General features: G+C 28.9%; 6 protein-coding genes. All 6 read left to right on the forward strand.

The genetic code is table 11. The annotated features are described in order from the left end of the window. Positions 1 to 100 precede the first annotated feature (100 nt). Positions 101 to 1,810 carry a sensor histidine kinase gene (locus tag LPB03_RS13020; protein ID WP_065320025.1) on the forward strand — a complete coding sequence of 570 codons (1,710 nt, stop codon included), beginning with the start codon at positions 101 to 103 and terminating at the stop codon, positions 1,808 to 1,810. Then, the gene (locus tag LPB03_RS13025; RefSeq protein ID WP_065320026.1) at positions 1,811 to 2,524 is read left to right on the forward strand and encodes a response regulator transcription factor; all 714 of its coding nucleotides are present in this window, start codon (positions 1,811 to 1,813) and stop codon (positions 2,522 to 2,524) included. 145 nt (positions 2,525 to 2,669) lie between these two features. Then, the gene (locus LPB03_RS13030; protein WP_065320027.1) at positions 2,670 to 8,798 is read left to right on the forward strand and encodes an FG-GAP-like repeat-containing protein; all 6,129 of its coding nucleotides are present in this window, start codon (positions 2,670 to 2,672) and stop codon (positions 8,796 to 8,798) included. Positions 8,799 to 9,206: 408 nt separating this feature from the next. Then, positions 9,207 to 10,688, forward strand: a complete 1,482-nt coding sequence (locus tag LPB03_RS13035; RefSeq protein WP_065320028.1) for a PSP1 domain-containing protein — start codon at positions 9,207 to 9,209, stop codon at positions 10,686 to 10,688. Continuing rightward, positions 10,663 to 11,163 carry a gliding motility lipoprotein GldH gene (locus LPB03_RS13040; RefSeq protein WP_065320029.1) on the forward strand — a complete coding sequence of 167 codons (501 nt, stop codon included), beginning with the start codon at positions 10,663 to 10,665 and terminating at the stop codon, positions 11,161 to 11,163. The genes LPB03_RS13035 and LPB03_RS13040 overlap by 26 nt, the downstream gene beginning before the upstream one ends. A gap of 85 nt (positions 11,164 to 11,248) precedes the next feature. Beyond that, positions 11,249 to 13,516, forward strand: a complete 2,268-nt coding sequence (locus LPB03_RS13045) for a penicillin-binding protein 1A (protein WP_065320030.1) — start codon at positions 11,249 to 11,251, stop codon at positions 13,514 to 13,516. Positions 13,517 to 13,582 lie beyond the last annotated feature (66 nt).

Raw genomic sequence — 13,582 nt, forward strand, 5'->3', positions numbered from 1 at the left:
GCTTATTTAAGAACTTTCCTCGCATTCTATTCTATACCTTTTGTATAATCTCACTACTTTAGTCTTAAACTAATTTTGAATATTAAAAATACTATTCTAAGTGAAATTAAAAATTACATTTCTTACTACATTTTTTCTATTAATTAGTTTTCTCAGCGAAGCTCAAAATGGAGAACCTATTTTTAAGGAATTAGAAAAGGATTTAACTTCTAATCGAGTAGTTAAAGTTTTAAGAATTATAGATAGTATTATTTCTACAAATACCTTATCAAAAAAAAAAATAAATGATCTTAAGTCTTTAAAAGTTTGTTGTTTAGTTCAACAAAGTAAGCTTCCAGAAGCGTTAACGTTATCATCCACTATTTTAGAAAACTCAAAAGAATTAAGTGAAAGAGGAGAGGTAATTTTACGAATACAAAGAGCACTGATTTTCGAATTCTTTAACGATGCTGAATTGGGTTTTTTAGAATTTAAGAAATTAGAAGAAATTTATAGAAAAAGAGAAAAAGATAAATATTATGGACAATATTTATATAGAAAATCATCATTTTACACAATACTGCAACCTGTTTTAAAGAGTGATAGCTTAGCATTAGATTTTGCAGAAAGAGGCATCACTTTTGGAGAAAAAAATAATTATCGTGAAGTTAGTGGTATCTCTAAACTACTTAAAAGTAAATACGTTCCAAAAGATGAAAAAATAAAACTTGCAAAAGAAGCGTTAAAAGATTTCAAACAAATTGATGATTTCAGCCATTTAAGCATAATATATGTTGTAATTGCTAAGCAAGTTTCTGATAGTAAGAATATGGCTTTAGCACATAAGTATTTAGACTCTGCTCTTTTTTTATTAGAAAAAATTAATGATATTCACTACAAAGCAGATGCCTACGAAAAAAAATATTTATTATTTGAAATAGAAAATAAACCAGATTCTGCACTTGTTTATTATAAAAAGTATCATAAGTCTAAAATGGTTGCAAGTTTAGAGCTTCAAGGCAATGAGATCGCTAAAATTAAATTAAATAATAAAATAGAAAACCAAAAGTTAGAAGTTCAAATATCGAAGAAGAAGTTATTGTTGTCTCAAAATAACAATAAATTTCTTACTTTTTTTGTAGTTGGAATACTTTTTCTGTTAGCTATAATTTTTTTCTTATACAGAAACTTAGTTTCAAAAAATAAAAAAATAGATGATCAAAATAATATTTTGAAAGAATCTGTTAAACATAAAGGCTTATTATTACAAGAGCTAAATCATCGTGTAAAGAATAATTTATCTTTGATTATAAGTTTGATAAAATTTCAATCGCAAGAAATAAACGAGCAATTTTATATAGAGAAATTTAAACATTTAGAAAATAGAATTAATACCATTGCAATTGCACACGAGCAATTTATTTATGCTGATAATAAAATAGAAGGAGAGTTTTATAATTTGGAAGAATATTTGCAGAAAATAGCTTCTTTAATTAATTTATCAACTAGAAAAATTGAATATCAGCAAGATATAAGTGCTATAAAATTAAATATAGATACAGCATTACCAATTGGTATTTTAATGAACGAATTAATAAGTAACAGTATAGAACATGCAGTTACAGAAGATGTGTTAAAAATAAATGTAAAAATTGAAAAGACAAATAACTTAATTCACCTTTATTACAAAGATTCTGGTACTTCTTTTAAAAGAGATAGCAAAAAAGCAACACTTGGTCTGTTTATTATAGATAGTATGGTTGCTCAGCTAAATGGAAAGATTGAACAAAAAAAATCAACATTTAAAATAATTTTAAAATATAAAAATTAAATGATGATTAATGAGAAGCTAAAAGATATCAAAAGTATATTAATTGTAGAAGATGAGTTGTTGATTGCTCGTCAAATAAAAATAGCACTTTTAAATCACGGTTATCTTTGTGCAGGAATCGCTATAAATTATAAAGCAGCCAAAGAAATTTTAGAAACTACGAAAGTAGATTTGGTTTTGTTAGATGTTAAAATTTCTGGAAGAAAAACAGGATTAGATGTGGCATTACTTTTAAACACACTATATAGTATTCCATTTTTATTTATTACTTCTTATAATGATGCAAATTCTTTACATAAGATTAAAGAACTTTCTCCTAAAGGATATATTAATAAACCTATAAATGAAATTACTGTTCTAACTACAATCGATATTATTTTTGATAACTTAAAAGATGAAACAGAAAAATTTGTAAATATTAATATTGGTACAACTACCTATAATATTCAAATTTCAGATTTATTATATATTAAGTCAGAGCATGTATATGTTAGGTTATATTATAAAAAAAGAAAAATGTTAATAAGGTGTTCACTTAAAAAGTTTATAGAAACAATGCCAAAAAACCTTTTAATAAGAGTAAGTAGAAGTTGTGCAGTGAATATAAACTTTATAGAAAATATAGGAACTTCCTCTTTAGAAGTTTATGGAGAAAATATAAAAATTTCACCTAACTATAAAATAAATCTTCAGTACTTAAATCGTGATTTATAAGAATAAAATAATAGGTATTTTATTCTTTGTCAGATAGTTTAGAGTGTGTTATTTCAGAACAAATTAATCTGTTTTAGAACAAATTTAAATTTCTGAGAGCTTTTTTTTTAATTTTATACTCTTATAAATAATATTAAAAAAAGCTATGAAACTAAAATTACTATTTATTTTATCGATTATTATTGGGCTTAATGGAATTGTCCAAACAAGTTCTGCACAGATTAGTGCAGAGAGTTTTAAATTTACTCAATTAACAAACTCATCTACACAAGGAGTATTTGCAAAAGGTGCTACAATTTATATAGGCACAACTTCAGGATTGTTAATTTCTACAGATAGTGGAACTACTTTTACAACTAAAACTATTACAAATGGTTTAGGATCTAATAATGTAAAAAATGTTTTTGTAGATGGTTCAACAATTTATGCTGCAACAGATGGTGGACTATCTGTTTCTACAAATGGTGGAAACAACTTTGTAAATTATGCACCAGCATCTTTTGCTTATGGAAACAATATGAATGATGTTTTTGCAGACGGAGATACTATTTATGCACTTGCTTCTAATAGGTTATGGATTTCTAATGATGCAGGAGCTACATTTATAGAAAAATCTGAAAGTGATGGAATAGGTGAAAGTATTTTTAGAGAAATTGTGGCAAATGGATCAGATGTATATGTGGCAACTGATGGAGGTTTATCAATCTCTTCAGATGGTGGAAATACCTTTATCAATAAAACAAATACAGATGGTTTAGCAAATGTAGGTGCAAATGGAGTCTCTTTTAGTAATGGAGTTTTATATGCAGCTTCAGAAGGTTTTGATCCAGTTGGTGGTTTATCAATTTCTACTGATAAAGGAAATACGTTTACTGTGGTACAACAATCAGATGGTTTAGCAGCCAATTCAGTAAATACTGTTTATAGTGAAGGAGTTAACGTTTTTGTAGGTGTAAGTAGTTCTGTCATTTCCGTTTCTAATGATAGTGGAGCAACCTTCACTAGATATGATTATGATGATGGGATTTTAGGAGTGGTAAATCAAATCTTTTTTGATAGTGGTAAAATATATGTTTCTACAAACGTAGGAGTATTTTTTGGAGAAGAAGCTTTTCCAGAAATAGATGTAAAAGGTAATAATGTTTCAATTGTAAATGGAGATACAACACCAAGTGCTACTGATAATACAGATTTTGGAGTTTCAGTAAACACAGTTACAAAATTTTTTACAATAGATAATAGTGAAGGTTTTGCTGATTTAAGTTTAACAACTCCTTATCCAAATTATGTAACAATTTCTGGTTCTACAGATTTTACAATAAGTACCCAGCCAAATGCGAATTCAGTTACAAAAGGAAGTTCTAAAACTTTTCAAGTTACATACACACCAAACTTATCTGGTAATCAAACAGCAATTATAAGTATTGCAAATAATGATTCAGATGAAAATCCTTACACTTTTACCATTAGTGGTAATAAAGGAGTATTTTCAAATTATACAACAACTTTTGAGCCTCAAACACTAAATCCAAATGGATTAACAAGCATTGGTATTTTCTCAAATGCAAATTTTGCAGATTTAGACAATGATGGCGATTTAGATTTATTGTCTGGAGGAAGAGGAACAAGTTTTTACTATTTTGAAAATACAGGGAGCAATTTAGCACCAATTTATGCAGCAGTTCAAAACAATCCATTTGGATTAACAAATTTAACAGGTGGTTCTGATGATTCTTTTCCAACATTTGTAGATTTAGATAATGATGGAGATATCGATATATTTTCTGGAGATGGGAGAGGTAATTTTTTCTACTTTGAAAATACAGGAACATCATCTGCTCCACAATATGGAACACCAGTAGAAAGTCCTTTTGGGATTGTTGATATATCTGCATCAACTTCTTACCCAACATTTGGAGATATAGATAATGATGGAGATTTAGATTTATTAGCTGGTTCTACTCGTAATTCAGGAGGTAGTCCTAATTTTTATTATTATGAAAATTCAGGAACTGCAACATCTCCACAATTTTCAACAGGACAAACAAGTCCATTTGGTTTAAATATATCAGTTCCTTTAGTAAGACCAAATTTTGGAGATTTAGATGCAGATGGCGATTTAGATTTAATAGCAGGAGTTCAAGGAGGAGAGTTTTTATATTTTGAAAATATAGGAACTGCTCAAAATCCAAGATATGCAGTAAGTATTTCAAATCCTTTTGGTTTTTCTGGGATGAATGGTTTTTCTACACCAGCTTTTATAGATTATGATTTTGATGGCGATTTAGATATTATGACTGGAGGAAGTGGAGGTAATTTTAGATATTATCAAAATGGACCATCACCAAGTTACACCCAAATACCAGACATCAATTTTGAGAAAAGATTAATAGCTTTAGGATATGATTCAGAAGGAATTGAAGATGGGAGAGCGTTAACATCAGATTTAGAAGTAGTCACACAATTTGCAGGAACAGGCTTAGGGATTTTAGATTTTACAGGTTTAGAAGCATTTAGAGATTTAGAGGTTTTAAACATCTATAACAACTTAATTACAAGTATTGATTTAAGTAATAATTTAAAATTAAAGGAACTTTACATCAGTAATCAAACCGTAACTGAAGGTCAAGTTTTAACAAGTTTAGATGTTTCAAATAATGTTTTGTTAGAAAAATTAGAAGCAACCAATAATCAATTAACTGTTTTAGATATAAGTAACAATCCATTATTAACAGTTGTTGATGTATCAGAAAATGAGTTAACAAGTTTAGATGTTTCTAATCAGCCTAATTTATTAGAGTTAGATTTTGCAACGAATCAATTAACAAGTATTGATGTTACCAACAATACTGCATTGACAAAACTACAAGGAAATGATAATGATTTAACAGGTGCAGTTGATGTGAGTCAGAATGTTGCTTTATTAAATTTATCAATTAACAACAATGTGAATTTAGGCAACATGAATGTTGTTGCAAACGTAAATTTAGTTCGTTTGAATTTATCAACAACAGGATCAACGATGGTTGATGTTTCAAGCAATACAGCTTTAGAAGAATTCTTTGTAGCCAGTAACAATTTTACAAGTTTAGATGTTTCACAAAACGTAGCTTTAAAACAAATTGGAGTTGCTTTTAATCAGCTTACAGAGTTAGATTTAAGTGCAAATAGTGCATTAACTTTAATTAGAGCAGAGAATAATTCGTTAACATCATTCAATATCCAAAATGGAAACAATGCGAATGTTATACAGTTTGATGTAAGAAACAATCCAGCTTTAGAATGTATTTTAGTTGATGATGTAAATTCGGTTTCTAATTTAGTAAACAAAGATGTAACAGCAAGTTTTTCAAGTACAGTTTGTTTTTCAGCATCAGATTATACCCAAATTCCAGACATCAATTTTGAGAAAAGATTAATAGCTTTAGGATATGATTCAGAAGGAATGGAAGATGGAAGAGCATTAACATCAGATTTAGAAGTAGTCACTCAATTTGCAGGAACAGGTTTAGGGATTATAGATTTTACAGGATTAGAGGCTTTTAGAGATTTAGAAGTATTAAATATCTATAACAACTTAATCACAAGTATTGATTTGTCAAATAACTTAAAATTAAAGGAACTTTACATCAGTAATCAAACCGTAACTGAAGGACAAGTTTTAACAAGTTTAGATATTTCAAGTAATGTTTTGTTAGAAAAGTTAGTAGCCACCAATAATCAATTAACTGTTTTAGATGTAAGCAATAATCTATTATTAACAGTTATAGATGTATCAGAAAATGAGTTAACAAGTTTAGATGTTTCTAATCAACCTAATTTATTAGAGTTAGATTTTGCAACGAACCAATTAACAGCAATTGATGTTACAAATAATACTGCATTAACAAAACTACAAGGAAATAATAATGATTTAACAGGTGCAGTAGATGTTAGTCAGAATGTTGCTTTATTAAATTTATCCATTAACAACAATGCGAATTTAGGTAATATGAATGTTGCTGCAAACGTAAATTTAGTTCGTTTGAATTTATCAACAACAGGTTCTACATCAGTAAATGTTTCATCGAATACAGCCTTAGAAGAGTTCTTTGTAGCAAGTAACAATTTTACAAGTTTAGATGTGTCACAAAACGTGGCTTTAAAACAAATTGGCGTTGCTTTCAATCAAATTACGGATTTAGATTTAAGTACAAATAGTGCATTAACTTTAATTAGAGCAGAGAATAATTCGTTAACATCATTCAATATTCAAAATGGAAACAATGCGAATGTTATACAGTTTGATGTAAGAAACAATCCAGCTTTAGGTTGCGTTTTAGTTGATGATGTAGCTTTTGCGCAAACTAATTTCACGAATAAAGATATAGCAACTAATTATTCTTTAGATTGTAGTCCAATAGGCGTTACTTTAATTCCAGATGTAAACTTTGAGCAAGCATTAATTGATCAAAATATCGATTCTGATGGGGTAATTAACGGACAAGTTTTAACAGTTGAGATTGAAAATATTCAAGAGTTAATTATTGGAGATTTAGCAATTGTTTCTTTAAAAGGTATTCAAGATTTTGCAGCATTACAAACACTAGATTGTAGAGGAAATGAGATAGAAAATTTAGACTTATCAAATAATACAGCGTTAATATCTGTAATTGCAAGAAATAATAAATTAGTAAGTGTAGATGTTTCAAACAGTACAAATTTAGAGGAATTATCTGTTCAGATGAATTTTATAACTTCTTTGGATGTCTCAAGTAACATAAATTTAACAGAATTAAATTGTGAGGTAAATGAAATTAATAGCTTAGATGTTTTGAGTAATACACAACTAGTAGAACTTAATTGTGGTGCAAATAATTTAACTGTTCTAAATGTTTCAAATAACACTTTATTAAAAACTTTAACTGTTGATAATAACGATTTAACAACTTTAAATGTTACTTTAAACAAAGATTTAGAGATTTTAGGGTTGGGTACAAACACTATCTCAAGTTTGGATATTTCCAATCAACCTCTTTTAAAGAATCTAAATATTAGTAATTCAGAATTTACAACTATAGATGTCTCTAACAATCCTTTATTAGAAATAGTATCGGTTCAATTTAATCAATTAACAAATTTGGATGTTACAAATAATGTAAAATTGAAAACATTAAGAGTTAATAATAACAATTTAACAGGTGTTGATATTTCTCAAAATTTGGAATTAATAGAATTCGATGCGAAGTTTAATTCCTTAATCAATGTCGATATTGCAAATAATACAAAGCTAACACGTTTGTTTTTAAATGATAATAATATTGAAAGAGCTGCTTTAAAAAATGGAGCAAACAATTTAATTACAACTTTCGATATTAAAAACAATCCAGATTTAAGCTGTATTTCTGTTGATGATATAAGTTTTGCCAACACAAATTGGGTTAACAAAGATGCATCAGCAAATTATAATACAGATTGTAGTGCAGAATGGTCTGTTTATACTACAGATACTAATTTTAATAGTGCAGTTGTAGCAGTTCCTGGAGTTGATGATGATGGAGATGGAAAAGTTACCTATGCAGAAGCACAAGCATTTACTGGAGATTTAAATTTTAGTGGTCAAAATATTGCTGAAATCACAGGATTAGAAGCTTTTACAAATGCAGGTAGTATAGATATTTCTAACAACGTAATTTCAAGTATAACTGTATTTTTATCATCTTCATCTGTGGTTTTGGTATCTAAATCTACCAAGCAAACAAAAAGTTTAGCAAGAGCTAAAAATAAAGTTAGAAAATTAAATGTTTCAGACAATTTAATAACAGATATTGATATTTCTAAATTAACAGATATTACAGAATTAGATGCAAGAAATAATAGATTAACTTCTTTAAATTTAAAAAATGCAAATAATGCTATTTTAGATAAGTTAGATGTTACAGGAAATTCTAATTTAAGTTGTATAGAGGTTGATAATGTTGCTGATGCTTTAGCAAAAGCTGACTGGAAGAAAGACGTAACAGCAACGTATAACGTTTCTTGTAAAGCGTTATCTACAGAAGATTTCTTAAAAGAAAATGTTGCAGCATATCCAAACCCAGCAAGTTCTTTTGTAGAAATTTTATTATCAAATGGTTTAGAATTGAAAAAAGTAGAAATTTTTAATGCAACAGGTAAAAAATTAACTACGGCTAAAGACACTCTTTTAAATGTCGAAGAATTATCAGCAGGAATTTATTTTATAAAAATAACTACAGATAAAGGAGCAATCAATAAAAGAATTATAAAAAATTAAAGATAATTGTAAAAGAAAAAGTTAAGAATTATACTTCAATAATTAATTCAATTTTGAAAAGACCTCAATTTTGAGGTCTTTTTTTATGCTAAAAAATCCAATTTTCTACGAATTCTAATTCAATGCTATCAAATTCTAAAAACAAGAATCATAAAACAATTTTTTAAAATAGATTTGAAGTGTCAGTAAATAAAAAAGTAGTTTCAGATTAGTTTGTTTTAGCTGTTTTTTCATTCTTAAAGAATACGTATATTTACGAATTAGAGAAAATTAGGTTGTTTTTTTGTATCAACTTGATAATCAAATTATAAATCATACGTTTTTAAAATATTTAGTAAATTTTCTTGTAGCATTTACAATAAATATAAATTGCTATTTATTAAAAACGGATAAAAATATATACTTAAAATGGCATGTGGAAGTTGTGGTACAACAGAAAATGGCGTACCAAAAGGTTGTAAAAGTAATGGTAATTGTGGCTCAGGAAGTTGTGGAAGTGGAAGCGAAAAATTAGCAGTTTTCGATTGGCTATCTAACATGAGTTTACCAAGTGGACAAGAACGTTTTAATATTTTTGAAGTAAGATTTAAAAACGGAAGAAAACATTTTTTTAAAAATGTTGATAATTTACCATTAATCATGGGAGATATTATTGCTGTGGAAGGTTCTCCTGGGCATGATATTGGTACAATTTCTTTGGCAGGAGAATTGGTGAAAGTGCAAATGAAAAAGCGCAAAATTACTGAAGATCATGAAGATGTAAAGAAAATTTACAGAAAAGCAAACCAAAGAGATATAGATATTTGGCAAGCTGCAAGAGCTAAAGAAGAGGAAACCCAAAGAAAAGGAAGAGAAATATTAGGAAGGTTAGGTTTGCAAATGAAACTTTCTGATGTAGAATATCAAGGAGATGGAAACAAAGCTACTTTTTATTATACTGCTGATGCAAGAGTAGATTTTAGACAATTAATTAGAGATTTAGCAGGTGCTTTTTCAATTCGAGTAGAAATGAAACAAGTAGGTGCAAGACAAGAAGCAGCAAGATTAGGTGGAATTGGTTCTTGTGGAAGAGAATTATGCTGTTCTACTTGGTTAACAGATTTTAGAAAAGTAAGTACTTCTGCTGCACGTTATCAACAATTATCTTTAAATCCGTTAAAATTAGCAGGACAATGTGGAAAGTTAAAATGCTGTTTAAACTATGAATTAGATACGTATTTAGATGCTTTAAAATCGTTTCCAAAACAAGATGTTATTTTAAGAACAGAAAAAGGAGATGCCGTTTTTGTTAAGATGGATATTTTTAAAAAACATCTTTGGTACACTTATAAAGAAGAGCGTTTTAAGTGGTTTCAATTAACATTAGAGCAAGTTCATGAAATAATCGATTTAAATAAAAATAACGAGAAATCTATTCCGTTAGAAGAATATGAATCTGAATTAGAAATCCCTGTAAAAGTAGATTTTGAAGATGCAGTTGGGCAAGACAGTTTAACACGTTTTGATACGCCAAAAACTAGTAAAAGAAGAAATAACAGGAATAAAAGAAATAAAAAACCGGTTGCAGCTACTGCAAATTCTTCAAAAGAGAACACGCAAAATCAACCACCAAAAAGAAGACCAAAAAGAAACCCAAATCAAAAGCCAAAAGCTACTGGAAATCCAAATCAGAAACCAAAAGCTGAAGGAAATGTAACTCAGCCAAAAGCGAATAACAAACCAAAAAGGACACCTAGACCAAAAGCTGATAGAAAACCAAATAAACCAAAAAGTTCAAATGAGCCAAATCAACCAAAAGCTGAAGGCTCAAAACCAAATAAACCTAGAAGAAATAATAAAAACAGAAATAATAACAAGCCTAAAAATGGAGAAAGTCCTCAAGAAAAATAGGAATTTATTTTTTTTAATTGCAGTGCTATTCTTTGTTTCTTGTAATGATAAAATCACTTTTACAGCATATGAATCATTACCAAATGGAAATTGGGAAGCGCATAAAAATATTTCTTTTGAGTTTGATATAAAAGATACTATTTCACCAAAAAATCTGTTTATCAATATTAGAAATAATAATGAATATGCCTACAGTAATTTATATGTAATTACAGCATTAAATTTCCCAAATGGAGATAAAATTATAGATACGCTGCAATATGAAATGGCAGATAATGCTGGTAACTATTTAGGAAAAGGGTTTGCAGATATTAAAGAGAATAAATTATTTTATAAAGAAGAAAAGGTTTTTCCAAAATCAGGAAAATATATTTTTAACATTCAGCATGCAATGCGTAAAAATGGCGAAGTAAAAGCAATGCCAATTTTAGAAGGGGTGCAAGATGTTGGTTTTAGTATAGAAAAAGTAGAGTAATTTTTCTTTTACTGATGAAACATCAGCATATATAAAGGAAAATCAAATTAAAAAAATCTCAATACTGTTGAGAAAAAATTTTATTATGGAAAAGAAAGCAACAACAAGTTTTAAGAAATATATCATCTGGTTCTGGGCAATCGTTTTAGGAGGATTGTTATTTTTTGTAGGATTATTTTTTGCGGGTTCAGTTGGTGGTTTAGGAGCTTTACCAACTTTTGAAGAATTAGAAAATCCACAAACCAATTTGGCTACAGAAGTTATTTCTGCAGATGGAGTTACAATTGGTAAGTATGCAACAGAAAATAGAACACCAATTAAGTTTAATGAGTTACCAGAGAATTTGGTAAATGCCTTAGTAGCAACAGAAGATGAGCGTTTTTACGAACACTCAGGAATCGATTATAGAGGAACTGCAAGAGCTGTTGTAAAGCCAGGAAGTGGAGGCGCAAGTACAATTACGCAACAATTAGCTAAAATGTTATTTACTGGGGAAAGATCTACCAATAAAATGGAAAGAGTTCTGCAAAAAGTAAAAGAATGGGTAGTTGCTACTAAGTTAGAAAAGCAATATACAAAGCATGAAATTATTGCAATGTATTTAAATAAATACGACTTTTTAAATCAAGCAGTTGGTATTCGTTCTGCAGCAAGAATTTATTTTGGTAAAGAACCAAAAGAATTAGAAATTCATGAATCTGCAATGTTGGTTGGGATGTTAAAAAACTCCTCTTATTTTAATCCTTTAAGAAGAGAAGAATTAGTAAAACAAAGAAGAAATGTTGTTTTACTACAAATGACAAAAAATAACTTTATTACTGAAAGCGAAAAAGTTAGTTTGCAGCAATTACCTTTAGATCTTAATTATACTCCAGAAAGTCATGATGAAGGGTATGCCACCTATTTTAGAACGCATTTACAAAAAGTGATGCGCAAATGGGTGCAAAATAATCCAAAACCAAATGGCGAAGAATACAATATTTTTAGTGATGGTTTAAAAATATATGTAACTATAGATTCTAGAATGCAAAAGTATGCTGAAGAAGCTGTTTCAGAACATATGGCAAATTTACAGTCTTACTTTTTTAAAGAGCAAGAGAGAAACAAAACTGCCCCTTTTTATGATATAGAAAAAGACCAAATAGATGGAATTATAGATAGAGCAAAAAAGAACTCAGAACGTTATAAGCGTTTAAAAATTGCTGGGAAATCATCCAAAGAAATCGACAAGATTTTTAACACAAAAACTAAAATGAAAGTCTTTTCTTGGAAAGGAGATAGAGATACAATTATGTCTCCAAACGATTCTATTCGTTATTATAAATATTTTTTACGTTCGGGATTATTATCCATAGAACCACAAACAGGACATATAAAAGCTTGGGTTGGTGGTATTAATAATAAACACTTTAAGTATGATGCTGTTGCTCAACAAAAAAGACAAGTAGGTTCTACTTTTAAACCCTTTGTGTATGCAACTGCAATTAATCAATTAAGGCGTTCTCCTTGTGATATGTTACCAAACACACCTTATACAATTCCAGCTGGTAAATATGGCATTCCAGAACCTTGGACTCCAGAAAACTCGAATCAGAAATATGGAGGAATGTTAACTTTAAAAGATGGTTTAGCAGGTTCTGTAAATACAATGTCTGCAAGATTAATAGATGAAGTTGGTCCAGAAAACGTGGTACGTTTGGCAAAAGCTGCAGGAATTGAAACTGAAATTCAAGCAAACCCATCTATAGCCTTAGGTGCAGTAGATTTATCTTTATATGAGATGGTAAGTGCTTATAGTACTTTTGCAAACAAAGGTTTGCGTGTAAAACCAATGATTATTACAAGAATTGAAGATAAAAACGGAACTGTTTTAAAAGATTTTGTACCAAAAACACAAGAAGTTTTAAGTGAAGAATCTGCCTATGTGATTTTAAATTTATTAGAAGGTGTTACAAAATCTGGTTCAGGAATTCGATTGCGTTCAAATTGGAGTTCAGGAGGAGGTTCTGTTACAGGTTTTCCATACAATTTTACCAATGCAATTGCTGGTAAAACAGGAACTACACAAAACCAGTCTGATGGTTGGTTTATGGGAATTGTACCAAATTTAGCAACAGGAGTTTGGACTGGTGGAGAAGACAGAGCAACACATTTTGCAGGAATAGCAAAAGGTCAGGGAGCAACTATGGCATTGCCAACTTGGGCTTTATTTATGCAAAAATGTTATGATGATAAAACCTTAAATATTAGTAAAGAAGATTTTGAAAAACCAGAAAATTTATCAATCAACATAAATTGTGATGAAAAACCAGAGGAGACCAATATTGGAACCTCTTTTGATACTGATTTTTAATAAAATAAATGTTTAATCACTTATGATAGTTGATTTTGTTAAACTATCTCAGATTAAATCTATTTA

It is taken from the genome of Polaribacter vadi, from assembly GCF_001761365.1.
GTDB lineage: Bacteria > Bacteroidota > Bacteroidia > Flavobacteriales > Flavobacteriaceae > Polaribacter > Polaribacter vadi.

What these genes read in the sequence shown, in the direction of transcription:
- LPB03_RS13045 (WP_065320030.1), top strand. Translation starts at nt 11,249, where the DNA reads ATGGAAAAGAAAGCAACAACAAGTTTTAAGAAATATATCATCTGGTTC.
- LPB03_RS13035 (WP_065320028.1), top strand. Translation starts at nt 9,207, where the DNA reads ATGGCATGTGGAAGTTGTGGTACAACAGAAAATGGCGTACCAAAAGGT.
- LPB03_RS13030 (WP_065320027.1), top strand. Translation starts at nt 2,670, where the DNA reads ATGAAACTAAAATTACTATTTATTTTATCGATTATTATTGGGCTTAAT.
- LPB03_RS13040 (WP_065320029.1), top strand. Translation starts at nt 10,663, where the DNA reads ATGGAGAAAGTCCTCAAGAAAAATAGGAATTTATTTTTTTTAATTGCA.
- LPB03_RS13025 (WP_065320026.1), top strand. Translation starts at nt 1,811, where the DNA reads ATGATGATTAATGAGAAGCTAAAAGATATCAAAAGTATATTAATTGTA.